Source organism: Streptomyces sp. PT12, from assembly GCF_003311645.1.
Lineage (GTDB): Bacteria > Actinomycetota > Actinomycetes > Streptomycetales > Streptomycetaceae > Streptomyces.
The window spans coordinates 265,875-292,522 of sequence record NZ_QEST01000079.1; the positions used below are offsets into that span (position 1 = coordinate 265,875).

The 26,648-nt window shown below is 72.8% G+C and carries 28 protein-coding genes and 1 pseudogene; 9 read left to right on the top strand and 20 right to left on the bottom strand.

Going from position 1 to position 26,648, the window contains the following annotated elements; all coding sequences use genetic code 11:
• Positions 1 to 31 precede the first annotated feature (31 nt).
• The 8 genes and pseudogenes from DEH69_RS33605 to DEH69_RS31990 all read right to left on the bottom strand — a co-directional run.
• A pseudogene (locus tag DEH69_RS33605) lies at positions 32 to 85 on the bottom strand (hypothetical protein); the annotation flags it as partial.
• Positions 86 to 300: 215 nt separating this feature from the next.
• Positions 301 to 1,827, bottom strand: coding sequence for a glucoamylase family protein (locus DEH69_RS07585; RefSeq protein ID WP_113686099.1), 1,527 nt, complete (start codon positions 1,825 to 1,827; stop codon positions 301 to 303).
• Positions 1,828 to 1,917: 90 nt separating this feature from the next.
• Entirely contained in the window at positions 1,918 to 3,795 is a 1,878-nt protein-coding gene (locus DEH69_RS07590) for a glycoside hydrolase (RefSeq protein WP_113686100.1), read from the bottom strand.
• A 78-nt stretch (positions 3,796 to 3,873) separates the two neighbouring features.
• Complete coding sequence (locus tag DEH69_RS07595) at positions 3,874 to 4,710, bottom strand: carbohydrate ABC transporter permease (RefSeq protein ID WP_113686101.1); 837 nt, start codon at positions 4,708 to 4,710, stop codon at positions 3,874 to 3,876.
• Positions 4,707 to 5,690, bottom strand: coding sequence for a carbohydrate ABC transporter permease (locus tag DEH69_RS07600; RefSeq protein WP_258534509.1), 984 nt, complete (start codon positions 5,688 to 5,690; stop codon positions 4,707 to 4,709). Before DEH69_RS07600 ends, DEH69_RS07595 begins: the two co-directional genes overlap by 4 nt.
• Positions 5,691 to 5,702: 12 nt before the next feature.
• A complete protein-coding gene (locus tag DEH69_RS07605) occupies positions 5,703 to 6,944 on the bottom strand; it encodes a sugar ABC transporter substrate-binding protein (protein WP_113686167.1) in 1,242 nt (413 codons plus the stop codon).
• 228 nt (positions 6,945 to 7,172) lie between these two features.
• Complete coding sequence (locus tag DEH69_RS07610; protein WP_113686102.1) at positions 7,173 to 8,255, bottom strand: LacI family DNA-binding transcriptional regulator; 1,083 nt, start codon at positions 8,253 to 8,255, stop codon at positions 7,173 to 7,175.
• 626 nt (positions 8,256 to 8,881) lie between these two features.
• Entirely contained in the window at positions 8,882 to 9,595 is a 714-nt protein-coding gene (locus DEH69_RS31990; RefSeq protein ID WP_220131208.1) for an MFS transporter, read from the bottom strand.
• A 268-nt stretch (positions 9,596 to 9,863) separates the two neighbouring features.
• Here DEH69_RS31990 and DEH69_RS07620 point away from each other — a divergent pair, with 268 nt between their 5' ends.
• The gene (locus DEH69_RS07620) at positions 9,864 to 10,070 is read left to right on the top strand and encodes a cold-shock protein (RefSeq protein ID WP_113686103.1); all 207 of its coding nucleotides are present in this window, start codon (positions 9,864 to 9,866) and stop codon (positions 10,068 to 10,070) included.
• A 106-nt stretch (positions 10,071 to 10,176) separates the two neighbouring features.
• Positions 10,177 to 11,574, top strand: coding sequence for a DEAD/DEAH box helicase (locus DEH69_RS07625; RefSeq protein WP_309302768.1), 1,398 nt, complete (start codon positions 10,177 to 10,179; stop codon positions 11,572 to 11,574).
• 84 nt (positions 11,575 to 11,658) lie between these two features.
• Here DEH69_RS07625 and DEH69_RS07630 read toward each other — a convergent pair whose 3' ends face one another.
• Complete coding sequence (locus tag DEH69_RS07630; RefSeq protein ID WP_113686105.1) at positions 11,659 to 12,438, bottom strand: FHA domain-containing protein; 780 nt, start codon at positions 12,436 to 12,438, stop codon at positions 11,659 to 11,661.
• Positions 12,439 to 12,559: 121 nt separating this feature from the next.
• Here DEH69_RS07630 and DEH69_RS33610 point away from each other — a divergent pair, with 121 nt between their 5' ends.
• The 3 genes from DEH69_RS33610 to DEH69_RS07645 all read left to right on the top strand — a co-directional run bounded on the left by DEH69_RS33610 (position 12,560) and on the right by DEH69_RS07645 (position 14,049).
• Positions 12,560 to 12,733 carry an FCD domain-containing protein gene (locus DEH69_RS33610; RefSeq protein WP_369008263.1) on the top strand — a complete coding sequence of 58 codons (174 nt, stop codon included), beginning with the start codon at positions 12,560 to 12,562 and terminating at the stop codon, positions 12,731 to 12,733.
• A gap of 396 nt (positions 12,734 to 13,129) precedes the next feature.
• Positions 13,130 to 13,477, top strand: coding sequence for a hypothetical protein (locus tag DEH69_RS07640; protein ID WP_113686106.1), 348 nt, complete (start codon positions 13,130 to 13,132; stop codon positions 13,475 to 13,477).
• A gap of 137 nt (positions 13,478 to 13,614) precedes the next feature.
• Positions 13,615 to 14,049, top strand: coding sequence for a hypothetical protein (locus DEH69_RS07645; RefSeq protein WP_113686107.1), 435 nt, complete (start codon positions 13,615 to 13,617; stop codon positions 14,047 to 14,049).
• A gap of 54 nt (positions 14,050 to 14,103) precedes the next feature.
• Here DEH69_RS07645 and DEH69_RS07650 read toward each other — a convergent pair whose 3' ends face one another.
• The gene (locus DEH69_RS07650; RefSeq protein ID WP_113686108.1) at positions 14,104 to 15,432 is read right to left on the bottom strand and encodes an aspartate aminotransferase family protein; all 1,329 of its coding nucleotides are present in this window, start codon (positions 15,430 to 15,432) and stop codon (positions 14,104 to 14,106) included.
• A 233-nt stretch (positions 15,433 to 15,665) separates the two neighbouring features.
• Here DEH69_RS07650 and DEH69_RS07655 point away from each other — a divergent pair, with 233 nt between their 5' ends.
• Both DEH69_RS07655 and DEH69_RS07660 read left to right on the top strand, forming a co-directional pair.
• Positions 15,666 to 16,409, top strand: a complete 744-nt coding sequence (locus tag DEH69_RS07655) for a hypothetical protein (RefSeq protein WP_113686109.1) — start codon at positions 15,666 to 15,668, stop codon at positions 16,407 to 16,409.
• Between the two features lie 93 nt (positions 16,410 to 16,502).
• Positions 16,503 to 17,267, top strand: coding sequence for a GntR family transcriptional regulator (locus tag DEH69_RS07660; protein WP_113686110.1), 765 nt, complete (start codon positions 16,503 to 16,505; stop codon positions 17,265 to 17,267).
• A 64-nt stretch (positions 17,268 to 17,331) separates the two neighbouring features.
• Here DEH69_RS07660 and DEH69_RS07665 read toward each other — a convergent pair whose 3' ends face one another.
• The 8 genes from DEH69_RS07665 to DEH69_RS07700 all read right to left on the bottom strand — a co-directional run bounded on the left by DEH69_RS07665 (position 17,332) and on the right by DEH69_RS07700 (position 23,588).
• Positions 17,332 to 17,757, bottom strand: a complete 426-nt coding sequence (locus tag DEH69_RS07665) for a DUF6278 family protein (RefSeq protein ID WP_113686111.1) — start codon at positions 17,755 to 17,757, stop codon at positions 17,332 to 17,334.
• A gap of 27 nt (positions 17,758 to 17,784) precedes the next feature.
• On the bottom strand, positions 17,785 to 18,606 hold the full coding sequence (locus DEH69_RS07670) for an exodeoxyribonuclease III (RefSeq protein WP_113686112.1): 822 nt from the start codon (positions 18,604 to 18,606) through the stop codon (positions 17,785 to 17,787).
• Positions 18,607 to 18,718: 112 nt separating this feature from the next.
• On the bottom strand, positions 18,719 to 19,363 hold the full coding sequence (locus DEH69_RS07675; protein WP_113686168.1) for an MBL fold metallo-hydrolase: 645 nt from the start codon (positions 19,361 to 19,363) through the stop codon (positions 18,719 to 18,721).
• 79 nt (positions 19,364 to 19,442) lie between these two features.
• Positions 19,443 to 20,306, bottom strand: coding sequence for a CDP-diacylglycerol--serine O-phosphatidyltransferase (gene pssA / locus DEH69_RS07680; protein WP_258534510.1), 864 nt, complete (start codon positions 20,304 to 20,306; stop codon positions 19,443 to 19,445).
• Positions 20,293 to 20,940: a phosphatidylserine decarboxylase gene (locus tag DEH69_RS07685; protein WP_113686113.1), complete on the bottom strand. Its 648-nt coding sequence runs from the start codon at positions 20,938 to 20,940 to the stop codon at positions 20,293 to 20,295. Before DEH69_RS07685 ends, pssA begins: the two co-directional genes overlap by 14 nt.
• 214 nt (positions 20,941 to 21,154) lie before the next feature.
• The gene (locus DEH69_RS07690; RefSeq protein WP_113686114.1) at positions 21,155 to 22,135 is read right to left on the bottom strand and encodes a CoA ester lyase; all 981 of its coding nucleotides are present in this window, start codon (positions 22,133 to 22,135) and stop codon (positions 21,155 to 21,157) included.
• Positions 22,132 to 22,959: a TetR family transcriptional regulator gene (locus tag DEH69_RS07695; protein ID WP_113686115.1), complete on the bottom strand. Its 828-nt coding sequence runs from the start codon at positions 22,957 to 22,959 to the stop codon at positions 22,132 to 22,134. The genes DEH69_RS07690 and DEH69_RS07695 overlap by 4 nt, the downstream gene beginning before the upstream one ends.
• A gap of 59 nt (positions 22,960 to 23,018) precedes the next feature.
• The gene (locus DEH69_RS07700; protein ID WP_258534511.1) at positions 23,019 to 23,588 is read right to left on the bottom strand and encodes a GNAT family N-acetyltransferase; all 570 of its coding nucleotides are present in this window, start codon (positions 23,586 to 23,588) and stop codon (positions 23,019 to 23,021) included.
• A gap of 158 nt (positions 23,589 to 23,746) precedes the next feature.
• Here DEH69_RS07700 and prcB point away from each other — a divergent pair, with 158 nt between their 5' ends.
• Positions 23,747 to 24,601, top strand: a complete 855-nt coding sequence (prcB, locus tag DEH69_RS07705) for a proteasome subunit beta (protein WP_258534512.1) — start codon at positions 23,747 to 23,749, stop codon at positions 24,599 to 24,601.
• A gap of 9 nt (positions 24,602 to 24,610) precedes the next feature.
• Here the strand turns inward: prcB and DEH69_RS07710 are convergent, their stop codons facing one another.
• The gene (locus tag DEH69_RS07710; protein WP_113686170.1) at positions 24,611 to 25,426 is read right to left on the bottom strand and encodes an endonuclease/exonuclease/phosphatase family protein; all 816 of its coding nucleotides are present in this window, start codon (positions 25,424 to 25,426) and stop codon (positions 24,611 to 24,613) included.
• 32 nt (positions 25,427 to 25,458) lie between these two features.
• On the opposite strand from DEH69_RS07710, the gene DEH69_RS07715 reads away from it, so the two are divergent.
• A complete protein-coding gene (locus DEH69_RS07715; RefSeq protein WP_113686118.1) occupies positions 25,459 to 26,196 on the top strand; it encodes an HAD family hydrolase in 738 nt (245 codons plus the stop codon).
• Here DEH69_RS07715 and DEH69_RS07720 read toward each other — a convergent pair.
• The gene (locus DEH69_RS07720; protein ID WP_113686119.1) at positions 26,138 to 26,617 is read right to left on the bottom strand and encodes a hypothetical protein; all 480 of its coding nucleotides are present in this window, start codon (positions 26,615 to 26,617) and stop codon (positions 26,138 to 26,140) included. The genes DEH69_RS07715 and DEH69_RS07720 overlap by 59 nt on opposite strands.
• Positions 26,618 to 26,648 lie beyond the last annotated feature (31 nt).

Sequence of the window (26,648 nt, forward strand, 5' to 3'; positions counted from 1 at the left end):
GAAGGCCCGCCTCCCTGACCCGGTCGAGGCGCTGCTGCCAGTCATTGCGCCGCAGCCCGAAGGAGTGGATCTCCCCGGCGAGCACCAGCGCGGGCTCGCCGTTCAGCAGGAGGCGCTTGCCCGCTTAGCCGACAGCGGGCGCGGCACCCTCCCGGGCCCGCGCGCCCCTTGGCACCCCCGAAGGGGCCGCGTGCGCGGCCGAGCCCAGATACGAGCCAGCCCCGCTCATCGCGGCGGCCGACGCCCCGAGCACGGTGCGCCGCCGCACCGGCAACCCGCTCCGCTCACCCGTCGTCCCGCTCATGCGATGCCGAAGTCCTCACGGGCCAGCACGGGCCGCAGCCTGCGCGCGAACCGCCCCGTGCGGAACGGCCGTTGGAGCAGCCCGGGCCGCAGCACCTGCGCCAGCGCCGCCGCCGTCATGCCCTGGTCGAGCGACAGCATCGCGTCGCTGACGCGCCCCGTGCGGACATTCACGGAGTCGCGGAATCCCATGCCCTCCTCATAGAGGTCGAAGTCCCGCGCGAGCCGCCGCAGATTCTCGAACGCGTCCCGCGCCCCGAACGGCAGCGCGAGGAACGACGCGTGCGGCGTCGCCACCCCGTTGGTCCACGCCGAGGGATCCGGCATCTCCTCGCCATAGGGCACATAGGTGCGGTCGGTGTTGGAGCAGTACCCGGTCGGCGACATGCCGAGCCACTGCACGCCGTACTCCTGGTAGCCGCCCTCGGGCACGTTGCACGGCGAGAACCCCCAGTACCCGTACTCCGCGTCCAGCAGCCCGTGGTCTCGGTGACCGAGCACGACACGCCGGTGGTTGAGCCCCCACGAGCGCGGCGACCACTCCGCGTCCGGCACGAAGAGCGGCGGCATCAGCGCCTCGAACATCGAACCGCCCCAGCCCGGCACAACCTTGCGGCCCCGGTAGACATAGTGACCGCGGAACGTCCGCACCCCGTCCACCGTCACCCACTCACCCGTCGGCGGCATCTCCTGCTCCACACCGGGGGCCTGGGTGCGCATCATGTGCCAGTAGTGGTCGCTCGGCACGGTGCCGTCGCCGATCCCCAGATAACTGGCGATCCGCGTCTCGGAGTTGAGCGCGCCATAGAACGAGGGCGCCAGCCTGCCCTCCGCCACCTGGAAGCCCGTGTGCATCTGCCCGGGGCGCGCCACCGGGTCGTCCTGGTCGAACGGCGCGTAGAAGAAGGACCAGTCAACGCCCGCCCGCAGCGCGCGAATCCGGTCCCTCAGCGCCGGGTCGGCCGGGTCCGCCGCGTCCTCGGCGACCCGCAGGCCCACATCGAGCCAGCCGTTGTCCACCGTGGACAACAGGTGCGCCACCGGGTCGCCCGACCCCGGCCACTCGTCCAGCACCTCGCCCGTGAACGTGTTGTACCAGTTGAACCAGAACCCATGCAGCCGCTCCATCCGCTCGATGGTCGCCACCGTGGCCGACAGGCGCCGCAGCATCTCCTCCTCCCCGATCACCCCGAGCCCGGCCGCAGCCACCGTGGACCACAGCCAGCAGCCGATGTTGGTCACCGAGGTGTTCTCCGAACGCGTCGGGCGCTCGCCCGAGAGCGTCAGGGCGTCGCAGGGCAGCCCGCTGTCGGCCACCATGGCCTCGAGCGAGCGATAGGTGTCCGCGAACCAGCCACGCAGCTGATCCTCAACGCCCCTCCCGCCAGGGCGCGTTGCCGCCTTGCCCGGTCTCGCGGCGGAAGAGGCGGAGGCGGCGGACACGGGCGGCGCGGCCAGGGCGACGGCGCCCGACGCGGCGGCGGACGCGGCGGCGGACGCGGTCAGAAAGGTACGGCGTTTCATCGTGCGGCTCCCAAGTGGACGAAGGAACAGGGCGACTTCTTCGGTACGGGTAGCGCGACAGGTGCGAACGTGCGGGTCAGGAGGGGCCTTTCAGGACAGGCGCGTGAACGTGAGGGACCGGATCCCCGGCATCGGCAGATCGACCGGCACGACGACGGAGCCATCCGACTCCGCCACCACCGCGGGCAGCCGCTCGGACGGCAACTCGTCGGCGGCACGCAGCCTTTCCCACTGCTCACCGTCCGGCCAGTCACCGCCGTCCAGGTCCCGCCACACCGCGTGGATGTCACCGTGCCCCCGGTCCACGCGCCGGGATGTCACGGCGTAACGCGCGCCGGGAGCCAGGCCCGAGACCACCACATCGGCGATCCGGTCGAGCGCCCTGGCACCCTCGATCTTGGACTGGTCGAGCGTGCCGTTCCACACCAGCGCCTCGACCGTCGCGCCATCAGGAGTCCGGGTGGCCAGCGCCTCCACCAGGGCATCGGCGCCGTCCCCGCCCACCCTGGCCGGGATCCGCCCGCCCACCCCGGCGAGCCGGGTGAGCAGCGCGAGCGCCCAGAAGCGCGGCTTGCGCAGATTCCCCACGGTCAGCAGCCCGAAGCCGCCGTGGAACAGCCGGGGCGGCCAGCCAAGCTCCTCGAAGTGGTCGGAGGCCACCCAATAGGCCAGCGCGTCCGTCGATGAAAGGGCCGCCTTCATGCCGCGCAGCACAAAAGGCGCGGCGAACGCCGAGTCGTTGACCCGGTGGAAGTGCGTCGGCGTCACCCCCCACTCCGTCCACAGGATCTCGGGCTCGGCCCGCCCCGTGGCCTCGGCGAACGACCGCGTCTGCGGCCTGAAGTCGAGCGGCGCGTTGCCATACGTGTGGGTCGAGACGAAGTCGATCGGCACGTCGTACGCCCGGCAGTGCTCCAGCAGCGGCCCCACCCAGCCCGCGGCCGCCGAGGCGGGGCCGCCCACCCTGATCCGCTCGTCCACGCCCTTGACCGCCCGCGCGGCCACCTCGTAGAGCCGGTGGTAGTCGGCCTGCGTCCCGGTCCAGAAGACCTCGAGGTTGGCCTCGTTCCACACCTCGAACTCCCACTCCGCCACCTCCTCGGCGCCGTACCGCTCGCGCAGGTGCGCGGTCACCGCCCGGCACAGCTCGCCCCAGCGCTCCCAGTCCTTCGGCACCGAGTTGATCGCCCCATACTGGAACACCGTCGAGCCCGGCTCCGCGGCCAGCTCCCGCGGCATGAACGACAGCTCCACCACCGGCCTGAGCCCGAGCGCGAGCAGCCGGTCATATGTCTCGTCCAGGCCGCCGAAGTCGAACGAGCCGTCCTCGCGCACCCGCACGTTCTCCGGCAGGAACGTGCCATGCGCCCGCACCGTGCGCACCCCGATCTCCTCACGCACGATGCGCAGCGCCTCGGCATACTCCGCGGCCACGTCCTTGCCCCCCGGCCCCTCGCCGTCCCACCGCAGCAGCGAGAAGTGCTCGGCGCCGATCATCCGCCGCCAGACATCGGGGAGTTCGGCGGGATCGGCCGCGGCGTCCACCGCGACCCGCAGCCGCGGCGGGCCGCCAACCGGTTCCCCCGCCCGCCCGCTCACGGGCTCGGCCGACGGCTCGCCAGCGCCCCCGTCGGTCCAGGTGGCGACCCGGTACCAGTAGGTGCGCCCGGGCTCGGTCAGCGTGTCCGCGTACGGCGGGTGCGGCACCGCGAGAACGTCGCCGCCCAGGTGGTCGAGCGGCTCGAACGGGCCCTCGCGCGAGTCGGCCCGCAGCACCAGATAGCCCAGCGCCTCGGGCACCGGGTCCCAGCTCAGCAGCACATGCCCCACGCCGCCACGCGCGACCACCCCGACCGGCGCGGGCAGCCCGGCCGTTCCGGCCAGCGGGGCGTCACTCGGCCGCCCGACACGCCGCTCCCAGTCGAGGCGTGCGGCGTGGGATTCCATGGTCTCGGGATCAGCGGTCATGGGTCAACCTCTCGGTGAATGCGCATACATGAGGGGCGCGTGGGACGGCGGGGGACAGGGGATGGCGGGGCGCGCGCGTTACTTGAGCCCCGCGGTGGCGATGCCCTGAGTGAAGTACCGCTGGAGCGCGACGAACACGCCGAGCACCGGGAGCACCACGAGCAACGCACCGGCCATCAGCATGCCGTTGGAGCCCGACGACGAGGTCGGGTCGATGGCGAACGTCGCGATGGCCACGGGGAGCGTGTACTTGTCGGGGTCGTTCGTGATGACCAGCGGCCACAGGAAGTTGTTCCACGAGCCAAGGAACGTGAAGATCGCCAGCGTCGCCAACGCGGGCTTGACCAGGGGCATCACGATCCGCCAGAAGATGAACCACTCGCTCGCGCCGTCGATTCGCGCCGCCTCAAGCAGCTCGTCGGGGATCGACAGCATGAACTGCCGCATCAGGAACACCCCGAACGCCCCCGCGAGGAACGGAAGGATCAGCCCCGCGTACGAGTTGAGCATCTCCATCCGGCTGATCAGCACGAACTGCGGGAGCAGCAGCAGGTTCGCGGGCACCATCAGCCCGGCCAGCACAAGCCCGAACAGCGGCCCGCGGCCGAAGAACTGGAGCTTGGCCAGCGCATAGCCGAACATCGAGCAGAACAGCAGGTTCCCCGCGGTCACCAACGTCGCGACCACCACCGAGTTGAAGAAGTACTGCGGCAGGTCGAGCACCGTGAACAGGTCGCGGAAGTGCTCAAGAGTCCACGTCATCGGCAGCCACACGGGCGGCCGCGCGGCCAGGTCCTCGGTCGTCTTGAACGCGGACAGCGCCATCCACAGAAAGGGCGCGGTCATCAGCAGCAGCCCGGCCGACAGCAGCCCGTACGTGGCGCTCCGGCGAACGGTCTCGGCGCGTTGGCTCATCGGGTCCTGTCCCTCAGGAGGCGGAGCTGGAGCAAGGTCACGGCCATGATGATCGTCAGCAGGACATACGCCATGGCGCTCGCGTAGCCCATGTGGAAGAAGTCGAAGCCCTCCTGGTACATCAGCAGCGACACGGTCAGCGTGCTGTCGTTGGGGCCTCCGTCGGTCATCACGAACGGCTCCTCGAAGACGTTGAGATAGCCGATGGTCGTGATGACCGTGACATAGAGCAGGGTCGGCCGCAGCAGCGGCACGGTGATCCGGCGGAACTCCTGGAACGGGCCCGCGCCGTCCATCCGCGCCGCCTCGCGCACCTCGGTGGGGATCGACTGGAGCCCGGCCAGGAAGATCACCATCCCCATGCCGAGGTTCCGCCAGATCGCCATGGCGATCAGCGACGGCATCGCCAGCGCCTCGGAGCCGAGGAAGTCCGGTGAGGTGACGCCGACTTCGGACAGCGCGCCGGAGATCAGTCCGTCGTAGGGGTCGAGGACGAAGCGCCACACCACCGCGACGGCGACGATCGTCGTCACCACGGGCGCGTAGAAGCCCACCCGGAAGAAGGTGCGCAGCCTGCCCACGCCGCGGTTGAGCAGCACCGCCACCACGAGCCCGGCAAGCACGGTCAGCGGGACCCCGACGCCGACGAAGTACAGGGTGTTGCCCAGGGCCGTGCGGAACTCGTCGTCACCGGCCAACTCCCGGTAGTTCTCCAGGCCGATGAACTCCGCGCCCATCGGGTCGGTGATGTCCCGCAGCCCGAAGTCGGTGAAACTCATCAGCAGCGTGGCCACCATCGGCATCGCCATGAAGGTGGCGAACAGGATCAGATACGGTGAGGAGAACAGCCAACCCGCCAGGTGCCGCTTGGTCAGCCGCCCGCGCGCGGGGCTCGGGCCGTCGCCAGGCGGGGACGTGGCCAGGCCGCCGGGGGCGGGGGGCTCGGTCGCCATCATGGGCGTGGTGGGGGCGCTCGTCATCCGTCCGTGCCCTCAGCCCACGATGTCCTCGGCGGCGGACTGGAGTTCGGACGCCGCCTCCTCGGGAGTGGCGTTCCCGGTGCTGACGCTCTCCATCGCACCCGATATCTCCTCGGCCAGCTCCTCCCACGCGGGCAGCGCGGGCACGGCCTTCGAGGTCTCCAACGCCCCGCGCATCACCCGCAGTGCGTCGCTCTCCGCCAACTCTCCGCCGTCCCACGCGGCTTGGTTCGCTGGCAGGCTGCTCGACTCCTCGTACCAGATCTGCTGCTGCTCGGGCGACGTCAGATGCCCGATCAGCGCCGCGGCGGCCTCCTTGCGCGGACTGTCGGCGGAGATCACCAGGTTGGCCCCGCCGATGAACGACGTCGACGACTCGTCCGCGGGCACGGGGGCCACCGCCCAGCCGTCCAGGTCGGGGAAGCCATCAGTGATGTTGCGCACCATCCAGGGCCCCGAGACGAACATCCCCACGTCGCCGTTGCCGAAGTCGGGGATCACGTCATAGCCGGGCTGCACGCTGTCGTTGGCCAGGCCCTCGTCGAAGTACCGGCCGAACTCCGTGAGCGCCTCGACCATTTCGGGCGAGTCAAGCGTCGGATTCCCCTCGGCGTCGAGGAGTTGCCCGCCCGCCGAGTAGTACATCGGCAGCAGTGTCTGCCACGCGCCCGTGCCCCCTGGCTGCACCGAGGCGCCCCACCGCACGCCCTCCTCCTGGTAGGCAGCGGCCAGCTCGCGCATCGCCGCCCAGTCGGCGGGCGGCTCGGCGATCCCGGCCTGCTCGGCGAGGTCGGTGCGGTAGTAGAGGACCCGCGTGTCGACATACCAGGGAACGCCGTACGCCTCGCCGTCCACCTCCGCGCTGTCCCAGGCGGCGGGGAAGAAGTCGTCGGCCGCGAACCGCTCGGTGTCCACCGGCTCGAGCACGCCGAGCTCCACGAACTCGCCCATCATCGTGGTGCCCATCTGCATCACATCGGGCAGCTCGCCAGCGGCCGAGGCGGCGACCATCTTCTGGTGCACGTTCTCCCAGCTGACGGGCGTCACCTCGACGGTGACGTTGCCCTGTTCGGCCGCGTAGACGTCGGTGATCGCGCCGAGTCGCTGCGCCTCCTCGCCCATCGCCCAGACGGTCAGGGTCTGTTCCTCCTCGGCCCCGACCTGCTCCTCGGCCCCGTCCCCGCACGCGGACAGCGCCATGGACCCCGCCAACACGACGGCGAGAGCACCGGATTGCCTGACGGTGAGCTTCATCGGCCACTCCTCCAGCATCAAGAACACGCCTCTGTAAGCGCATACATCACCCTGCGCCAGGGTGTGGCTGGCCCTCAAGCCCTCGAAAGGTTGCGTTTCGGTAACGGGGTGGCGCGGCCGCGCCCGCTGGGGCTTGGTGAGGGCGTCCAGCCAGTAGCCGCCGCCCCCGAACCCCGCACAGCCCCCGCCCCGCCCCGCCCCGCACCGCAAAGCCCGCGCGGCGCGAACTCACCGATCCGCGCACCCACAACTGGCCCGACGCGTCAACATGGTCGCCAGCACGCGCGCCTCGGGCGGGCGGTCGTGGTCGGCCAGGCGGGCCAGCAGCAGGGCGACCGCCTGCTCGCCGAGCTGCCCCATCGGCTGCCGCACGGTCGTGAGCGTCGGGGTGACGAGCCGCCCGAGCGGGATGCCGTCGAAGCCGGTCACCGCGACGTCGTCCGGCGCGCGCAGCCCCCGCTCGGCGAGCGCGTGCAGGCCGCCCACGGCCATCTGGTCGTTGGCGAAGACCAACGCCTGGGGCCGCGGGCTCAGGCGGTCGAGCAGGGCCTCGGCCGCCAACCGCCCGCCCGCCTGCGTCAGATCGGACCGCGCGTCAGGCCGGTCGGGCAGCGGTAGGCCAGCCGCCAGGTGCGCCGCCTGGTACCCGCGGAACCGCGCCTCCCCGTCGGGCGAGTCCTCCGGGCCGCCCACGAACGCAAGACGGCGCAGCCCATGGTCCTTGATCAGATGCCGGGTGAGCGCCAACTGCCCGTCGAAGTTGGCGACTTCGACATGGTCCCTGGCCCGGTCAGGGGGGTTGGCCAGCATGACGACGGGCAGCCGCCGCGCCACCACGTCGAGCTCGTCATCGGGCACCGTCTGGGCGAGCACCGCGAGGCCGTCCACCCGCCCGGCCATCTCCGAGATCGACTGCCCCGGGCCACCCGCCACCGACGCGGCGATCAGCAGGGCGTAGCCGTGCCGCCTGGCGGCGCGTTCCATGCCCCGTATCACCTCGTCCACATAGAGCATCAGCTCCGCGTCGTCCGCGTCCGGCGCGCCCTCCGCCTCGGAGTCGTGGAAGTCGGGGAAGCACAGCCCGAGCACCCCGGTCGTGCGGCTGGCGAGGCCCCGCGCGCTGCCGCTCGGCACATACCCCAGCTCCCGGGCGACGGCGAGGACTCTCTCGCGCGTCTCGACCCGCACGGTGTCCGGGCTGCGATAGACGCGGGAGACGGTGGCGATCGAGACCCCGGCGTGCTCGGCCACGTCGTAAACCGTCGGCGTGCTCCTCAACCGTCCTCCCAGGTGCCATGAAAGCGCATTCATCCTAGGAGTCACCCAAGGATCGCGACAAGCCTGTGGCCGCGCGCACCGATCACGTGCCCCCGGCCGTCCGCTCCGGCGCCGCGGCCCCACGGGGCACAGGATCCCGCACCAGCTGCTCGTCGGATCCGGGGCCCCTTCGGTCGCGCAGGGGCGCGTGGGCGAGCGCGGCCCGCGCGGCAACGGTCAGTATCGCGGCGCTCGCCCCCAACGCCGCGGTGGGCCCCCGCCCCTTGGGCGAGGCCCCCGAGGAGGTTGTTCATCAGGAGCGGCGCCCCGCTCCGCACCAGGCCCATCAGCGCCTGGAGCCGCGACAGGTGCGTGTCGGGCGCCGACGCCGGGACGAGGGGCGCGAGGCGGGCCCCGAACAGGCCGTTCCCGAGCCCGACCACGAGCGCCGCGCCCCCCCGGCGGCGAAGGGCGTCGAGCCCGCGAAGGCCAGGGCCCCGGCGCCGCAGCCCGCGACCAGCAGGCCCGACGCGGCGACGAGGCCCGGTCGCCTGGACCCGCCCCGGCGCGCCACCCAGCCCGCCGCGCACACGATCCCCAGGCTCTGCCCCCCACCGCCAGGCCCGCCGCCCCCGCCTCCCAGCCCCGGTCCCGCGCGAGCAGCGGCACCAGCAGCGACATCACGGGCAGCAGCGCCCCGGCCCGCGCACGCCGTCAGCGCCAGCGCGGCCCGCGGCACCGGGTCGCGCCACGCCACCCGCACGCCGTCCCCCACATCCCGCAGCACCCCGGACGAGCCCGGCGCGCGAGGCTCGGCGCGCGGGCCGTATCGCCATCAGCGCGCCCAGCACGAACGCGAAGGTCAACGCGTCGAAGGCGGCCGCCGCGCCGAGGCCGCCCGCCGCCACGAGCAGCCCACCGAGCGCGCCCCCCGCCATCGTCACCAGCCGCGCCCCGGTCTGCCGCAGCGCCAGTGCCTTGGGCAGCAGCTCCGTGCCGACGAGGCGGCGCGGCATGGACTCGGACGCGGGCAGGTAGAACGCGTCGGCCACGCCTATCAGCAGGCCCGTCGCGACGAGCAGCCACAGCGGCGACCCGGCCCGCCACACCGTCAGGCACAGCGAGAGCGCCACCGTGATCATCGCCACATCGCCGACGATCATCACCCGCCGCGCCCCGAGCCTGTCCGCGAGCGCCCCGCCCACCAGCAGCGGAGCGGTGCGGGGCAGGGTGATCGACGTCAGGACGAGACCCGCCGCCGCGCCCCCGTGGGCGGCGGCGGCCCACCCCAACGCGAAGTAGAGCGCCGCGTCCCCCAGCAGGGACCCCAACGCCCCGCCCAGCCACACCCGGTACGCCCGGGGCAGCCGCCGCACTCCACTCGCGCCTGTCATGGTCGGTGACCCTAACGGGCCCCACTGACAACGGTCCGTGAGCGGCCGCCCGCCCCCGTGACCGCCACCCGCGACGCGGACCTCGACCCTCTGTGCTAGCGTGGAGCGCGTTGCAGTTGTGGTACCCATGGATTCTTGTGTGCGCCTGACGGTAGTGACCGACAGGCGCATTTGTATTTCCACCGGCCATTTCCGGATGGGGTCATTTCGGTAACGACGGAATGGGCGACCGCCGATTCCGGTTTCTGTCCCGTCGAAGGAGACAATCATGGCCAGTGGCACCGTCAAGTGGTTCAACTCGGAAAAGGGCTTCGGCTTCATCCAGCAGGATGGCGGCGGCCCCGACGTCTTCGCCCACTACTCGAACATCGCCGCCCAGGGCTTCCGTGAGCTCCAGGAGGGCCAGCGGGTGACGTTCGACATCACCCAGGGCCAGCGCGGCCCGCAGGCCGAGAACATCGTTACCGCCTCCTGATCCACCGCGCGGCCCAGGGCCCGGCCCCGTCACGATCCGCGGCGGGGCCGGGCCCGCGCCCATCCACGTCGGGATCTCCGGCGCACCTCAGAGGAAGGCACCGCCCGTGACCCGTCAGGCCCGCTCGGAGCCGCGCCGTCGGCGCGCAGAAGGCGGTGGCGACATTCGCCTGCGCCCCAGCACCACCCCCGTTCTCCCAGCGGTGCACACGTTCGCCGCGATCGGCCTTCCCGCGGCGTTGACAGCCGAGTTGACGCATCAGGGGATCACCGTTCCCTTTCCCGTGCAGGCGGCCGCTATTCCCAACGCGCTCGCCGGGCGCGACATACTCGGCCGCGGCCGGACCGGCTCGGGCAAGACGCTCGCGTTCGGGCTGCCGCTGCTGGCGAACACCGCGGGCAGCCGCGCGGAGTCCCGTTCGCCGCTCGCCCTGGTGCTTGTGCCGACCCGCGAGCTGGCCCAGCAGGTCACCGAGGCGCTGCGCCCCTATGCCAGGGCCGTGCGGCTGAGGGTCGCCACGGTCGTCGGCGGCCTGGCGATCAGCCGCCAGGGGCAGGCCCTGCGCGACGGCGCCGAGATCGTGGTCGCCACCCCCGGCCGCCTCAACGACCTGGTGGAACGCGGGGACTGCCGCCTCGACCACGTGCGCATCGCCGTTCTCGACGAGGCCGACCAGATGTCCGACATGGGATTTCTGCCCCAGGTCACGCGGCTGCTGCGACATGTGCCAGCGGATGGCCAGCGGATGCTGTTCTCGGCGACGCTCGACCGCGATGTCGAGCGGCTGACCAGGCAGTTCCTCAACGATCCCGTGCTCCACTCCGTCGATCCCCCCGCGGGCGCCGTCAGCACGCTCGAACACCATGTCCTGCACGTGACGGAGGAAGACAAGTCCTCGCTCGTGCTGCGGGTGGCGGCCCGCAGGGGGCGCGTGATCATGTTCCTTGGCACCAAGCACGCCGCGAACCGGCTGGCCAAGCGGCTGCTTGCGGCCGGGGTCAGGGCCTCGGCCCTGCACGGCGGCAAGTCGCAGCCGCAGCGCACCCGCACGCTGGAGGCGTTCAAGTCGGGAGACATCACCGTGCTCGTGGCCACGAACGTCGCCGCGCGCGGCATCCACGTCGACGATGTCGACCTGGTCGTCAACGTCGATCCCCCCGCCGACCACAAGGACTATCTGCACCGCGGCGGCCGCACCGCGCGGGCGGGCAGCTCGGGCCGCGTCGTGACGCTGATCCTGCCCGGGCAGCGCGGCGCGATGACGCGGCTGCTGCGGGACGCGGGCATCAGCGCGCACACCGCGTCCGTGCGCCCCGACGACGCCGAGCTGGTCCGCATCACCGGCGCCCGCACGCCATCGGGCATCCCGGTCACGCTCCCCGCCCCCGCCGCCTCGCCACCCGCGGTGCAGCCGTCGAGGCAACGCCCCCGCGCCTCCCGCCCCCGCACCCCGGGGAAGCGTCGCGCCGCGGCGGCGACGGGCCGCCGCTCCGGCCGCGCCTGACGCCGCGCGGAGGACATGGGGCGCGGGGCGCGCCATCGGGGCTCAGGCGCTATCGGAGCGCGACCTGGCGTCGCGCATCCGCGCTCAGAATTCGTCCGACCCCCTGTCGAGCAGGTCAAGATCAGGGGGGACCAGGGTGGTGGACTCGACCAGGCCGCGCAGCAGGTTGTGCTTGAGTGTGTTGTCCGAGGCGCCGCGCGGGTCCTGTTCGCGCAGGTCGTAGGGGAAGTCGCCGCTGGCCTCAAGCGCGGTGCGGACCTTCTCGACGCGGTGTGCGATCTTGCTCTCGCCCCAGCTCTCCCCGGGGCACAGAAAGCTGAGCTGGGCCGCGGCCTGGCGGTAGGTCAGCGGGCGGGGGTGCGGCTCGTACCGCAGGTACTCCTGGCCGAGCACCACCAGGATCAGCCGCTGGTCGTCGGTGAGCGGCCAGCGCTTGGGCGGCAGCGTCTCGATGCCCCTGCGCGACCCGGACCCGGACGGGCCGTGGTCGGTCACATGCAGCTCCACCAGGTGCTCGCGGAAGCCCGAGCCCTTGACGAACACCGGCGTGTACCCGGCCGCCAGCGGGATCGGGTCGGTGCTGACGTGCATCATCTGTCCGCGCGGCAGTCGCAGGAGCTGCTGTCCTGTGTTCCGCAGCCACCACTGGCCGCGCCGGTAGGTGAGCTCGCCGTGCCGACGGCTGACGCGCGGGTCGTCCTCGCCCACGCGCAGGTCGGCGTCGGGCCCGCCGCCGCGGCCGAAGCGGATGATCCGTCCGGCCTCGGGGCTGCCCGTCACCGTTCCGGCCAGGGAGCGGGCGTGCAGCGTCCCCGGGCGGGCGGGCGGGGCGCCGTGGGCGAGGCTGCTGCGCGGTCTGTTCATCGCGGGCTTCCTCCATGAATGCGTGGGGACATGATTCCGCACTCTGCGCCCCGGGGCTGGGGACCCCTCCCGCAGCCGGGCATGACCCGAGCCCTCTCGTTGATTCAGCGGCCTCGGCGGGGTGCGGTTCATCATCGAGCCCGCCGCGGCGCGGCTCGCCGCCGAGCGGCGCGACGCGGCCGACCTGCGCGCCCTTACGGCGTCAGCCCCGGGAGGCGGGGGAGGGGTGGCGGCGGGGCGGAACGGTGCTCGCTCTGACCGGAGTTGCCCAGGCGGCGACCGTTTTGATCGTTAACCTCGGGAGATTGGCCAGCCGATGCCACGATTCAGCGCCGTCACGCGCCATCATCCTGATTACGTCTCGTCATGCTGGCGTACACGATGGGTAGACGTGTAGCGTCCCGCTGAACGAAGGAACCCGGCCGGTCGCCAAACCAGTTGGCCGGGCCCCTTCCCCTCGAACGCCACACGAGCACAGGAGAGGCATGCCCCCGAGCCGTATGCCATCGAATGGACGCTGCCCGCGCGACGGCGTGGCGCCGACCTCGCGTGACCGTAGCATCCCGCGCGCTCGGATGGTTGAAACCCATCCCATGCGTGCCAGCGCGGTCAACGGCCGCTTATCGAGCCGCCGCACGTCGCCTCGCCCGGTGCCCCCTCCGGCCTCCGCGACGAAATGAGCGGATCCGGAATGACGCGCTGCAAAAACCCCCATGGCCACCGCCTCGTTCCGCGCAACGGCAGCGGGCGCCCCCGGCAGTACTGCGGCAAGCTGTGCCGCGACGCGGCCCACCGGGCCGGGCGGCTCGCGCCCTCGCCCGACACCGAGCGCTACGCCGCCTATCTCGGCCAGCTCTCCGAGGACCTGGCCCACCGCGCCCACGCCCTGGTGGCCGCCGCCCATGGCGCCGAGCCGCACAAGGACGCGTCGCTCACCCTGCTCCGGGCGGTCACCGAGGTGGAGCGCCCCCCGGGCGCCGCGCGCCCCGGCGTGTGCGGCCCCGTGCCGGGGGCGCTCCCCGCGGACGCCTTGGGCTGACCGCCCCCGCGCGCCCCTTCACCCCACGCTTCACCCCGCACGCCCGCGCCCGCGCACCCCACCCCCGCGCACCCCACCCCCGCGCACCCCGCCCCCGCCCCGCTCACCCGAATCCGTATGCCCCGGAGATCACGACGATGGACCCCGCCCCCGGGCAGGCCGCCCGCCGACTCCCGCCGGACTGCGAGGCGTTCCTCACGCTGCACCGCCCCCGCTATCTCCGCTATGCCCGCCTCCACCTGCCGCCCGCCGAGGCGGACGCCGTGGTCGCGGCGGTCTTCGACGAGCTGTTCACGTCCTGGCGCCGGGTGCTGGCCCACCCCAACCCCACCGCGTTCGCCTGGGCGGCGCTGACCAGCCGCACCCGCCGCCAGCCCGAACAGTGGGCCGCGCTCGCCCTCGACGCCTACGACGCCGTCGCCCTGCACCACCTCCTCGGCTATCCGCTGTCCGAGGTCGCCGCCGCCATGGGCGCCGAGCCCGGCACCGTGCACACGCTGCTGCGCGGCCCCGCCGTGGCCGCCGTCCTGCGCAGGGCCGGTCCCGTCCCGGGACCTCGCCCGGCCCCCTGACCCGCACCCGCCAACAACCGCAAGACCTCGGTCGCCAGCCGCCAACCCCAGCCCTCAGTCGTCGAGCCGCGCCCGCGCCTCGCGCAGCGCCCGCCCGAGCAGCTTCGCGCCCTCCTCCGCCTCGGGCACCGTCAGGCTCAGCGGCGGCGCGATCCGCAGCACGCTCCCGCCGGGCCCGCCGCCCTTGCCGAGCAGCAGCCCCGCCTCCCGCGCCGCCTCCAGCACGAGCGAGGCGGCCCGCGGGCAGCTGTCGTCCGTGCCCGGCGCCACCAGGTCGACGCCGATCATCAGCCCGCGCCCGCGCACCTCCCGCACGAGGTCGAGGCCCGCGCTCACCGCCCTGACGCGCTCGATCAGCAGCCCGCCCACGCGCCGCGCGTTGCCCTGGAGGTCGTTCGCCAGCAGGTGCTCCAGGTTCGCCAGACCGGCCGCCATCGTCACCGGGCTGCCGCCGAACGTCGAGATCGACTGCGCGTCAAGGCAGTTCATCACCGAGGCGCGCGCCACCACGCCGCCGATCGACATGCCGTTGCCGATGCCCTTGGCGAACGTCAGCACGTCGGGCGGCCCGTTCCCCGCGTGCGCCTGCCAGCCCCAGAAGTGCTCACCGGTGCGCCCCCACCCCGTCTGCACCTCGTCGCTGATCCACAGGATCCCCCGCTCGTCGAGGACTTCGCGGAACGCCGCGAACAGCCCGTCCGGGCCCGAGGTGAACCCGCCCACGCCCTGCACCGGCTCGGCGATGAGCGCCGCCACGTTCCCGCGCGCCTGCGCCAGCACATCCCGCAGATCCGCCACGCACGCCCGGATGTACGCCGCGTCGTCGAGGTCCGCGAACGGCCCGCGCGTGCGCACCCCGCCGTGCACGTACAGCGTCTGGAGCGGGGACAGACTCGTGGGCGACCAGGCGGAGTTCCCCGTGATCCCCACCGAGGAGAACGAACGCCCGTGGTAGCTGTTGCGCAGCGCGAGCACCTGGTTGGACCCCCGGTGGGCCGTCGCCAGCATGAGCGCCGTGTCGTTCGCCTCGGTGCCCGACGTCGTGAAGAACACCCGCGCGTCCGGGATGCCCGACAGCGCCGCGACGCGCTCGGCCAGCTCGACCATGGGCCGGTTCAGGTAGAGCGTCGAGGAGTGCACCAGGCGCGCGGCCTGCTCGGCGACCGCCTTGGTCACCGCGGGCAGCGCGTGCTCCGTCATCGTCGTGAGGATCCCGCCGAAGAAGTCCAGATAACGGACGCCTTCCGCGTCCCACACGTGCCGCCCCTCGCCACGCGTCAGCTCGATCGGCCGCTCGTAGTACGGGCCGACCCACTCGGGCAGCACGGCCCGGTGCCGACGCAGCAGCTCATCGGGCCCGTTCCCGCTTCCCGGCGCGGTCATGACCGCACCGGCCCGTCGTCCAGGTCACACACCACGCGTTCCTCCTCGCTTCGCTGGCCGCCTCACCCACGAACTGCCCGCGCGGGGCCACGACATAGCCGGATCCGTGGAAGTCGTTCATCGGCCGCTCCCGTCATCGCGGCGCCGCGCCGCTCTCGACCGCACGGGCGATGGGCGGTGGGAGTCACCTGCGGGGCTCGTCCGCTTCGCGCCGCGCCGGTAGATTCCCGGCCATGAATGACGACGTGCGTACGCTCCTGATCGCCGTGGCCGCGACCGCGGTCGTCGCGCTGGCGCTGGGCTGGCTGCTGCGGGGTTACCGGCAGGACCGCTCGTTGCGGCGCCTCCAGACGTTCTTCGGGCTTCCGGAGAACTCCGAGTGCCTTCTCGTGGTCAGCCGCGACACCGGCACGGACGGCGCGATCGCCCGCAACGACGTGTTCGCGCTGCTCGAACTGGCCGCGGTCATCGCCAACTGCGGCGCCAAGGCGTCCCTGATATCCGGCGAGACCGCGCGCCAGGGCTTCGGCGAGCGCACGGAGTTCTGCATCGGCGGGCCCATGGCCAACCGCCGCATGGCCGCGCACCTGCACAGCCTGCTCCCCGGCGTGGCCGTCAACACCGACGCCGACCCCGGGCCCGACCGGGGCGCGTTCCTCATCGGCACCGAACGCTACCGGCTGGAGAACGGCTCGGTCGAGCACGTCCTGCTGGCCAGGCTCACCGCGGGGCAGCAGGGCCGCCCCGTCTTCCTCGCGTGCGGCCAGCGCTCGGTCACCGCGCAGGCCGCCACCCGTTATCTCGCCAAATATCACACCAGGCTGGCCCGCAAGTATGGCTCGGGAGGCAACTTCTGCCTGCTGCTCAAGGTGGTCAACTCCCAGGCGTACGGCCCCGATGTCGTCGAGCTGGTCAAGGACGTGACGCGCGCCGCCGCCACCCCGCAGCCGAAGCTCACCACCAGTAAGGAGTCCTGACCTGCCGTGACGTAGCCTGTCGCGTGGCCGTCGTCCGACGGGCCACGGGGGGCGCGGGGCCGCGGTGTCCGCGCCCGGGAAGGGAGGCGGGAGATGCGCGAGACGCGGCCGATGTACCAGCGGATCGCGGACGATCTGCGGCGCCGGATCGACGAGGGAACGCTGGTGGTGGGGGCCAGGATCCCCTCGAGGTCCGAGCTCAAGCGGGTCTACCGCGCCAGCGACCAGACCGTTGACCGGGCGGTCCGCGTGCTCAAGGCGGCCGGATACGCCAGCGGGCAGTTCGGCAAGGGCGTCTTCGTCAGCGACCGCGTCCCCATGGGCGTCCTGGTGCGGACCACCGACGCGCGTGACAGCCCGCTCTCCGCCCGCATCAGCGTCGCCGGGGGCCGCCTGGCCGACCAGCCCGCGCTGGCCTGGGAGGCCGTCTCCACCACCACCGTCGCCCCGCCGGGGATCGCCGAGCGCCTCGCGGTCGGCCAGGGCGACCGCGTGATGTGCACCCAGTACGCATACCTCGCCGATCGGCGCCCCCTGCAACTGGCCACCAGCTGGGAGCCGTTGGCCCTGACCGAGGGCACCGATGTCGCCTACCCCGAACGCGGCCCGCACGCGAGGCGCGGCGTCAGGGGCCGCTTCGCCGCGATCGGCATCCGCATCGCGCGGGCCAGGGAGGTCGTCGCCTCGCGGCCCGCGACCAGCCCGGAGGCCGAGGCCCTCGGCTGCGTCCCGGGGCAGTGCCTCACCGCCGTCGAACGCACCCACTACGACGAGGACGACCGGCCCGTGGAGACCTCGGACACCGTGGTCCTCGGCGACCGCTGGCGCCTGGAGTACGCCATCACGTTCGCCGACTGACGCCCGCCGCCCGGACCGCGGCCCGTGCCCGCCGCCCGGGCCGCCGAGGGCGTGCCCGCGGCGCTCAGACCTCGGCGACCTCCGCGTACACCTGGGACAGCTCGGGCGTCCCCGTGTCCGCCCACTCCTGCCCCGCCGTCACCACGTCGACCTCGCGCCCCGACGCCATCACCACCACGGGCCGCCCCTCGGGCCCGGGGGCCCAGTGCGCGCCGGGGACCGTCCGCACGATGACCGTCCCGAGGTACAGGCCCGCGTCGTTGGCGAGCTCGGGCAGCTCCTCGGGGTCGTCGCGCCAGCGTGGCAGCAGCTGGTCGAGCGCCTCAAGCGACACCGGGGTGTCACCGAGGACCACGCCGACGCGCTGCGCCCTGGCGCGCAGCAGGTCGCACTCCGAGAGTAGTTGGGCCACCCCTTCGGGATCGGACCACGCGTCGGTCGCTGTGTCGGCGGGCCTCTTGCGCCAGTTGTCCAGGAAAGGGATGTTCATGCGGACCAGGGTCCCATCCCCGACGGCTCAGACACCACTGGGCACGCTCCCGACTTCGTCCCCGTCGTCGTCGACACCGAGGTCCACCACCACAGGCGCATGGTCGGACGCCCCCTTCCCCTTGCGCTCCTCGCGGTCCACATACGCGTCTTCGACGGCTCGGACGAACGCGGCGTTCCCGTAGACCAGGTCGATGCGCATGCCCCTGTTCTTCGGGAAGCACAGCTGGCGGTAGTCCCAGTAGGTGAACGGGCGGTCGTACTTGAGCGGGCGCGGCACCACGTCGGACAGGCCGGTGCCGCGCAGGGCGGCCAGCGAGGCGCGCTCCTCGTCGGTCACATGCGTGGAGCCATCGAACTGCGCGATGTCGTACACGTCTTCGTCGGTGGGCGCGACGTTGAAGTCGCCGAGCACCGCGAACGGCCTGGCCCCCGCGGCGTCCTTGGCCACGGTCTCGGTCAGCGCTTCGAACCAGCGCAGCTTGTACGCGAAGTGCGGGTGGCCCACCTCCCGCCCGTTGGGCACATAGACCGACCAGACGCGCACTCCGCCGCACGTGGCCGCTATGGCGCGAGGCTCGGCCCTGCCGTCGAACTCGGGCCAGGCCCCCAGACCCGTCTCCACCTCGGTCAGGCCGACGCGGGAGAGGACGGCCACGCCGTTCCACCGCCCGTCGGCGTGCACGGCCGCCTCGTACCCGAGGTCGCGCAGCCGCTGCGCGGGGAACGCGTCGGCGTCGCACTTGAGCTCCTGCACGCACAGCACATCGGTGCCGCTGCGCTCGAGCCAGGCGGCGAGCCGGTCGACGCGGACGGTGATGGAGTTGACGTTCCAGGTGGCGATGCGCATGGCGGTCTCTTCAACGGGTCGGCGACAGAAGGCGGTCGGACGGTGGTCGGACGGTGGTCGGACGGTGGTCGGAGGGCGGTCGGACGGTGGTCGCGGGGCGGTCGGACGGTGGTCAGACGGTGGTGGAATCGCCGGGCGCGAGCCTGGCGTAGGCGGTGCGTCCCGTGCCGGGGCCCTGGGGGCCGAGGTTCCGTCCGTAGACGGCGAGGCCCGCGTCGGCGAGCAGCCCGTCGTGCACGGCGTAGGCGCGCTCGGGGCCGACCTCGCGCACATAGTCGAGGACCTCGGAGAATTTGTTCCACGGGGCGTGGAGCGGGAGCATCAGCACCGCGACGGGCCGCTCGGGCACGGTGAGCGCGTCCCCGGGGTGGAACAGCGCCCCGTCCACGACGAAGCCGACGTTCGCGATGCGCGGCAGGTCGGGGTGGATGACGGCGTGCAGCTCGCCGTGCGCCTCGACGGCGAACCCCGCGGCCTCGAACGTGTCGCCATGGCCCACGGTGTGCACCCGCCCGGGGAACGCGGCCGAGACGCGCTCGGCGACGGCGCGGGGCGCCCACACCTCGGTGCCCGGGCGGCCTTCGAGGGCGACGCGCAGCCGCCCCTCGTCGAGGTGGTCGGGGTGCTCGTGCGTGATGAGGACGGCGTCGGCGCCAGCCGCCGCGTCCTCCTCGCTAAAGGCGCCCGGGTCGATGACGAGGGTGCGGCCGCCCTTGGTCAGCCGCACACAGGCATGGCCCTTCTTGGTCAGCTCCATGCGGGCCATTGTGCTACGTGCCACCGACAGTCGCCCGCGAGGGCACAGGCGGCGACCGGTCGGGCGCCGGGGAGCGCCCTTAGGGCTCCCCGGCGGCGCGGGCCTCGCGGCGGTTGTCGCGGAAGGTGTACACGCGGCGGACCATCGCGAACAGCGGGATCACCGCGCCGAGCACGAGCTGGAGCGAGCAGGCGGTCTGGAGCATCAGCAGGCCGCCTGGGGCGTCGAAGGCCCACGCGGTCAGCAGCGCCATGCTGAGCACGATCCAGGAGAGCATCGCGACGGCCAGGGTGCCGCGCGGCTTGGGGTACTCCACCCTGCTCACCATGAGCCAGGCCACCCCGACGATGGCGAGCAGCGTCGGCGTGAACGGCAGCTCGAGCAGCACGATGGAGACGACGGTGAGCGCGCCGAACGGGCTCGGCATGCCCTGGAAGACACCGTCGGGCACCTGGACGCAGGAGAATCTCGCGAGCCGCAGGATCACCGCGAGGAGCACGACGATGGCGGCGACCGCCGAAAGCGGCTCGTGGACGTCGCCGACGACCATCCCCCACACCAGCACGAAGTAGGCGGGGGCGAGGCCGAAGCTGATGAGGTCCGAGAGGTTGTCGAGCTCGGCGCCCATCGGCGAGGCGCGCAGCTTGCGGGCCACCAGGCCGTCGAAGAGGTCGAAGACCGAGGCCAGCAGCATCAGGAGCACGGCGGTCGCGGCGTTGTTCCGCACGACGCCCGCGTCGCCGCTGTTCGTCAGGTGCGGGATCAGGACGCCGGTGGTCGTGAAGTAGACGGCGAGAAAGCCGCAGGTGGCGTTCGAGAGGGTGAGCGTGTCCGCTATTGAGAGGCGCATGGACAACGGCATGCCGTCGTCTTCCTGCTCCTCGTCGTCCACCTCGGCCCAACTGGCCCGCGAGCCCCGTGACTTGCGGTCAATCACGGTCAAGGCGAGTCACTCCCGCTGTGGTGCGTGTCCCGACCTCGACGGCGGGCTCGATGCCCTCGGGGAGGTACACGTCGACGCGGGAGCCGAAGCGGATGAGCCCGATCCGGTCGCCCTGCTCGACCTTGCACCCCTGCGGCACGTAGGGCACGATGCGCCGGGCCACGGCGCCGGCGATCTGGACCATCTCGATGTCGCCCAACTCGCTGGAGAAGTGCCAGACGACCCGCTCGTTGTTCTCGCTCTCCTTGTCGAACGCCGGGACGTACCCGCCGGGGATGTGCTCGACCGAGGCGACCGTCGCGGCCACCGGAGCGCGGTTGACGTGGACGTTGAGCGGACTCATGAAGATCGCCACCCTGACGCGGCCGTCGTGCCAGGGCGTGATGCTCTGGACGACGCCGTCGGCCGGGGAGATCAGGCGCCCCTGGCCGATCTCCCGCTCGGGGTCGCGGAAGAACCACAGCATGCCCGCGGCCAGCGCGGTGGTCGGCACGGCCACGGCCGCCCAGCGGCCGGAACGGCGGGACTTCACCAGGCTGACGGTGGCGGCGGCAACGGTGGGCAGCAGCCAGGGGGAGGCGCCGCGTGCCAGACGTACCCGGCCGCCGGATTGGGGAGATGAGCGGTAAGGCATGGGAGACCTTCGTAGCGTGGGAAGCCGCACCTGTCCGAAGCGACGCGGCTACGTCGATGCTATAGGTTTCGAGCGGTAACTCGGCAAGCCAGCGGGCCGTTGGGGAGCTTCACGACAAGGGGCGGGGCGCCTCGAGGGCCTTGATCATCTTCCCGGAACGGGCAGTTCGTTCGCGTTTCGAGGGGATCGGGACGACCGCGTGTCCGCCCCTTCATCATTCGGCAAAACTTCCGCCCCCGGCCGGTGGCGCATAGGTCTTCGTGCGGATCAGCCCCGCCGCGCGCCCCTTACCCGCGATGACGAGCGCCATCTTGCGGCTCGCCTCGTCGATCATCTCGTCGCCCAGCATCGCCGCCCCGCGCGCGCCCCCGCGCTCCGACGTGACATAGGCGTAGGCGTCGAGGATCAGCTCCGCGCGGTCGTAGTCCTCCTGCGTCGGCGAGTAGACCTCGTTCGCCGCGTCGATCTGGCCCGGATGCAGCACCCACTTGCCGTCGAAGCCGAGCGCGGCGGACCTGCGGGCCACCTCGCGGAAGCCGTCGACGTGCCTGATCTGGAGGTAGGGCCCGTCGATCGCCTGGAGCCCGGCGGCGCGCGCCGCCATCAGGATCCGCATCAGGACGTAGTGGTAGGCGTCGGCCGGATAGCCGGGCGGCTGCTCGCCCACCACCAGGGACTTCATGTTGATGGACGCCATGAAGTCGGCGGGGCCGAACACGATCGTCTCCATGCGGGGCGAGGCCGTGGCGATCTCGTCGACGTTCACCAGGCCCTGGGCGTCCTCGATCTGCGCCTCGATGCCGATGCGGCCCACGGGCAGCCCCGCGGACCGCTCGACCTGCGTCAGCAGCAGGTCGAGCGCCCGCACCTGGTGGGCGTCGCGCACCTTGGGCAGCATGAGGCAGTCAAGGCTGGCCCCCGCGCCCTCGACCACGGTGATCACGTCGCGGTAGGTCCATGGCGTCGTCCAGTCGTTGACCCGCACGACGCGCGTCTTGCCCGTCCAGTCGCCCTCGTTGAGCGCCTTGACGATCGCGTGCCGCGCGCTCTCCTTGGCCAGCGGGGCGCACGCGTCCTCCAGGTCGAGGAAGACCTGGTCGACGGGCAGGCCCTGGGCCTTCTCCAGAAAACGCGGGCTGCTGCCCGGCACGGCAAGGCACGAGCGCCGGGAACGCGGCCTGTCGACGCGGGTCATCGGGACTCCTCCTGGGTCTCGGGCGCGCGCTCGTGGCGCGCCGGGTTGCGCAGCTTGTCCTGCAACGCCTGCTCGATCGTGCGCATCACCTCGCCGAGCGGCGCGTCCGTCCTCGCCACCGTCACCAGCACCTCGCCGCGCGGGGATGACACCGCGGCGGGCGCGCCCTCGACCCCGGCGGGCAGCGCGCCGAACGTCCGCCGCACGATGGCGAACGCGTGGTCGAGCTCGGTCGCCACGTCGCCCTGCCCGTCGCGCCGCAGCCAGCGCCGCAGCACGTGGTTGTGCGCGGTCACCACGGCGGCCGCCGCGACCTCGGCGAGCAGCGGCTCGTCGCCGTCGTGCGGGGAGTGCTCGTCGAACTGGCCGAGCAGGTAACGGGTGAAGAGGCGTTCATAGCGGGCGACCGAGGCGATCTCCCGCTCGCGCAGCGCGGGCACCTCGCGCGTCAGGCGGTAGCGCTGGACGGAGACGGCGGGGGAGGCCGTGTACATCTTCATGACCTCCTTGATCCCCCGGCAGACCGTGTCGATGGGGTTCTCCGTGGGCGGCGCCGCGTCGAGCACGGCCTCCGCGCGCACCAGCGTGTCGTCGTGGTCGGGGAAGATCGCCTCTTCCTTGGAGCGGAAGTGCCGGAAGAACGTACGCCGCGCCACCCCCGCCGTGGCGGCGATCTCGTCCACCGTGGTGGCCTCGTATCCCTTCGTCGCGAACAGCTCCATGGCCGCCGCGGCGAGCCTGCGGCGGACCTTGAGGCGCTGGGACGAGGTGGGGGGCCTGACGCTGGACTTCACGGGCTGGGCCATGGAGGGAACGTACTGCATCCACCTGGCGGGACGCTCACGCATACCGCCGCGCCGGGGAACGGATCGGCCCCCCGCCGTCACGCGCTCGCGGCCCCGGCCGCGTCGAGCGCGCGGGCGTACCGCACCTCGTCCACGGGCGTGCCCGCGACCAGCTCGCTGCGCTCCGCGCCGTCGGGGACGAGCCCGGCGCGGTCGTAGAAGCGGCGGCCGATGACGTTGTCCCGCAGCACCCACAGGCGCATCCCCCGGTGGCCTCGCTCGGCGAGCCAGCGCGTCGACGCGGCCAGCAGCGCGCGGCCGATGCCGTGGCCGATGAAGGGGGGCCGCAAGTACAGGGCGTGCAGCTCGCCCCAGGAGGACAGGTACACGCCGGGGGTGTCCGTTCTGTCCACGTTCTCGTCGGGGCGGTAGGGGCCCGAGTGGGACCAGCCAACGACGCCGGCGTCGCGTTCGACGGCGACCAGGTGCAGCAGGTCGGCCGCCCGTGGCAGCCCGGCGCGCAGCCGCGCCGCGAACAGCTCGGGCCGCATCCCGTCGAGGAATTCCTGCGGCATCAGGCCGCGGTAGGCGTGCCGCCACCCCTCGATCCTGGTCCTGGCGACCCCGTCGATGTCCGCAGCGCCCATCTCTCGTATCTCAATGCGCATACCGGGCAGCGTAGTTCGCCAACTCCCTTGATCCGATGCGGGTTCGCCCCGGTCACCGGCGGATATGCCTACGATGGGCCGCGCTTCGCGGCGGGAATCCGCCGCGGCACTCGCGGCAGGAAGCAGCGGGAACAGGAAGCAGCAGGAAGGGGAGAGCCGTGTCCGCCGATGCCTCAGAGCGGGGTCAGCTGCCCGCGGGGTTTCTCGCCCCAGGGCCGCCGTCGTTCATCGACTTCCTCGCCCGCCACGTGCCGGGGGCGCTGCCCGCGCGCCGGGTCGCCACGTCGCCGGGCGCGGCCGGGCGCGCGCGGCGGATCCCGCACGGGACCACGATCATCGCCGTGACCTACGCGGACGGCGTCCTCATCGCCGGGGACCGCCGCATCACCCAGGGGAACCTGATCGCCCACCGCGACGCGGAGAAGGTGCTCGCCACCGACGAGTTCTCCGCCGTGGGCATCTCGGGAACGGTCGGCATCGCCCTCGACATGGTGCGCCTCTTCCAGCTCGAGCTGGAGCACTACGAGAAGGTCGAGGGCGTCCCGCTCTCGCTGGTCGGCAAGGCGAACCGGCTGACCACCATGATCCGCGGCAATCTGGGCCTGGCCATGCGGGGCCTCGCCGTGATCCCGCTGTTCGCCGGGTACGACGCGGCGGGGGAGCGGGGCAGGATCTTCTCCTTCGACGTCACCGGCGGGCACCACGAGGAGCGGGACTTCGCGGCCACGGGGTCGGGCTCGCCGTTCGCCAGGGGCGCCCTCAAGAAGCTGTACCGGCGGGGCCTGAGCGAGGACGACGTCTGCGCCGTCGTCGTCCAGGCGCTCTACGACGCCGCCGACGAGGACACCGCGACCGGTGGGCCCGATCTCGCGCGGCAGTACTATCCGCTGCTCACGCTCATCACCGAAGAGGGCGTGCGCACGGTGGACTTCGAGGAGTCCGCGGCGATCGCCCGCCGCGTTGTGGAGCAGCGCCGCGACCGGCCCGACGGGCCGGCGGCCGAGGCGCTGTGAGCGGCCGGGTCAGCCGATCAGCTCGGCCACGACCGCCATGTGGTCCGAGGGGAAGACGCCGTCCACCGGCGCGTCGCCCGCGCGGCGGGCCGCGGTGACCTGGCCGAGGCGGTCGGGGCCTGGCAGCCCCACATGGATGTAGTCGATGCGCGCGCGGAACCCCGCGGGACCCGCGACATGGGGGTTCTCCACGGGGTCCCACGTGGCCCATGGCGCGTCCCGCTCCGCTCCGCGCCACGCGTCGAGCATCACCTGGCCAGGCACCGCGGGCGCGGTGAGCGTGCCGCCGAAGAGCCGCACCTCGTCCGACGCGGGCTCGGCGTTGAAGTCCCCCGTGACCACGGGCGGGAACGGGCCCGTGCCGCGCCGCTCCCGCACGTGCCGCGCCAGCGCCCGCACCTGCTCGACCCGCACCGCCGAGCCGCCCCGCGCGGAGTGCAGATGCGTCGTGAAGAACGGCACCCGCACGCCGCCTTCCGCCTCGACCAGCGCGAACAGCGCCGTCCTGATCTCGGGCGGGCCGCCCGCCACCGGCAGCAGGTCGATCGCGGTGTCCACGATCGGCCACCGGCTGAGCACCGCGTTCCCCACCGCGGGGAGGTCGTCGCCCAGGGCGGCGCGCCAGTGGGGAAACGCCTCGCCGGGCGACCACGCCCAGCGCATCCCCAGCTCGTCGGCCAGCCAGCCCGCCAGGTTCTCGCCGTCGCCGGTCTGCCACACCTCCTGGAGCCCGATGACGTCCGGGCGCTCGCGCCGCAGCGTCCGAAGGATCGCCGCCCTGCGCCGTTCCCAGGGACCGAACCGCCACCACAGATTCCAGGTCATGATGCGCACCCGCCGATGCTACGGTCCCGTTCATGCCCATCAGCGCCGTGGTCTGGGACATCGACGACACCCTCTTCGACTACACGGGGACGGACAGGACCGCCGCCCTTGTGCACTTCGAGGCCGAGGGCCTGCTCGGCCGGTTCGCCTCGCCCGATGACGCGCTGGCCGAGTGGCGCGGGCAGATGGAGACGCACTACGCCCGCTATCTGGCGGGCGAGACCGACTTCCCCGGGCAGCGCAGGGCGCGCGTCCGCGGGTTCCTTGACGCGTGCGCGCCCGGGGGCGCCGCCGCCCCGCTCGACGACGCGGCGGTGGACGCGTGGTTCGACCGGTATCTGGAGCTGCGCAGGGACGCCGACGGCCTGTTCCCCGATGTGCTGCCCGCGCTCGCGGAGCTGACCCCGCACTACCGGCACGGCCTGCTGTCCAACTCCGACGCCGACCACCAGGACCGCACGCTGCGCAGGCTGGGGATCAGGGACCGTTTCGAGGTGTTGGTGTGCTCGGGGCAGCTCGGTCACGCCAAGCCGGCGCCCGAGGCGTTCCTCGCGGTGTGCGCGGCGATGGACCTGCCGCCCGGCGCGGTGGCGTATGTGGGGGACAGGCCCGACATCGACGCGGCGGCCGCCGACGCGGCCGGGCTGCACGGGATCTGGCTCGACCGCACGGGGGAGCGCGCGGTGGCCGCCCCCGAGTCGCTGCGGCGGATCACCGGCCTTGCCGCCCTGCCCGCGCTGCTTGCGACCCTGGCCGCTCCCACCAGTTGAACAGCAGCTCGCCGAGGGTGCCGGGGCGCCAGCGGCGGGCGGCGGCGCGGTCGGCTTCGTCGACGCCTTCGAGCGCCCCGAGGTCGACGGCGGACAGGGGCTTGCCGAGGGTGCCCGCGTCAAGGACGCGCAGGCCCTTGAGGGTGAACGTCTCGGCCCAGCGCGGTGGTTCGCGGAAGTGCAGCCGGGCGGAGCCGGGGAACGGCGGGGGCGCGGCGAACGCCACGAGCCCGCCGCGCGGGCGGCACACGACGCGGTGGCGCAGGCGGCGTTCGCTCATGGCCGCCGAGTGGTAGGCCGTCGGGCCCGCCGCCTCGGTCAGCTCGTAGAAGGTGACGCCGGGGACGCGGGCCGCGGCCTCGTGGCAGGCGGCCCTGAACGCCACGAGCGTCGCGTGCGCCGCGTCGCCGTCCCTCGCCATCGCCCGCCCCCTTCCACCCAGGCCCGGTACC

Bases quoted from the DNA above. Each gene is read 5' to 3' on its own strand.
- DEH69_RS07640 (WP_113686106.1), top strand. From the start codon at position 13,130: ATGACGCGCTGCAAAAACCCCCATGGCCACCGCCTCGTTCCGCGCAAC.
- DEH69_RS07645 (WP_113686107.1), top strand. From the start codon at position 13,615: ATGGACCCCGCCCCCGGGCAGGCCGCCCGCCGACTCCCGCCGGACTGC.
- DEH69_RS07695 (WP_113686115.1), bottom strand. From the start codon at position 22,959: ATGCAGTACGTTCCCTCCATGGCCCAGCCCGTGAAGTCCAGCGTCAGG.
- DEH69_RS07710 (WP_113686170.1), bottom strand. From the start codon at position 25,426: ATGACCTGGAATCTGTGGTGGCGGTTCGGTCCCTGGGAACGGCGCAGG.
- DEH69_RS07595 (WP_113686101.1), bottom strand. From the start codon at position 4,710: ATGAGCCAACGCGCCGAGACCGTTCGCCGGAGCGCCACGTACGGGCTG.
- DEH69_RS07655 (WP_113686109.1), top strand. From the start codon at position 15,666: ATGAATGACGACGTGCGTACGCTCCTGATCGCCGTGGCCGCGACCGCG.
- DEH69_RS07590 (WP_113686100.1), bottom strand. From the start codon at position 3,795: ATGACCGCTGATCCCGAGACCATGGAATCCCACGCCGCACGCCTCGAC.
- DEH69_RS07665 (WP_113686111.1), bottom strand. From the start codon at position 17,757: ATGAACATCCCTTTCCTGGACAACTGGCGCAAGAGGCCCGCCGACACA.
- DEH69_RS07605 (WP_113686167.1), bottom strand. From the start codon at position 6,944: ATGAAGCTCACCGTCAGGCAATCCGGTGCTCTCGCCGTCGTGTTGGCG.
- DEH69_RS07610 (WP_113686102.1), bottom strand. From the start codon at position 8,255: ATGAATGCGCTTTCATGGCACCTGGGAGGACGGTTGAGGAGCACGCCG.
- DEH69_RS07670 (WP_113686112.1), bottom strand. From the start codon at position 18,606: ATGCGCATCGCCACCTGGAACGTCAACTCCATCACCGTCCGCGTCGAC.
- DEH69_RS07585 (WP_113686099.1), bottom strand. From the start codon at position 1,827: ATGAAACGCCGTACCTTTCTGACCGCGTCCGCCGCCGCGTCCGCCGCC.
- DEH69_RS31990 (WP_220131208.1), bottom strand. From the start codon at position 9,595: ATGACAGGCGCGAGTGGAGTGCGGCGGCTGCCCCGGGCGTACCGGGTG.
- DEH69_RS07715 (WP_113686118.1), top strand. From the start codon at position 25,459: ATGCCCATCAGCGCCGTGGTCTGGGACATCGACGACACCCTCTTCGAC.
- DEH69_RS07700 (WP_258534511.1), bottom strand. From the start codon at position 23,588: ATGCGCATTGAGATACGAGAGATGGGCGCTGCGGACATCGACGGGGTC.
- DEH69_RS07675 (WP_113686168.1), bottom strand. From the start codon at position 19,363: ATGGAGCTGACCAAGAAGGGCCATGCCTGTGTGCGGCTGACCAAGGGC.
- DEH69_RS07650 (WP_113686108.1), bottom strand. From the start codon at position 15,432: ATGACCGCGCCGGGAAGCGGGAACGGGCCCGATGAGCTGCTGCGTCGG.
- DEH69_RS07600 (WP_258534509.1), bottom strand. From the start codon at position 5,690: ATGACGAGCGCCCCCACCACGCCCATGATGGCGACCGAGCCCCCCGCC.
- DEH69_RS07685 (WP_113686113.1), bottom strand. From the start codon at position 20,940: ATGCCTTACCGCTCATCTCCCCAATCCGGCGGCCGGGTACGTCTGGCA.
- DEH69_RS07620 (WP_113686103.1), top strand. From the start codon at position 9,864: ATGGCCAGTGGCACCGTCAAGTGGTTCAACTCGGAAAAGGGCTTCGGC.
- DEH69_RS07660 (WP_113686110.1), top strand. From the start codon at position 16,503: ATGCGCGAGACGCGGCCGATGTACCAGCGGATCGCGGACGATCTGCGG.
- DEH69_RS07690 (WP_113686114.1), bottom strand. From the start codon at position 22,135: ATGACCCGCGTCGACAGGCCGCGTTCCCGGCGCTCGTGCCTTGCCGTG.
- DEH69_RS07630 (WP_113686105.1), bottom strand. From the start codon at position 12,438: ATGAACAGACCGCGCAGCAGCCTCGCCCACGGCGCCCCGCCCGCCCGC.
- DEH69_RS07720 (WP_113686119.1), bottom strand. From the start codon at position 26,617: ATGGCGAGGGACGGCGACGCGGCGCACGCGACGCTCGTGGCGTTCAGG.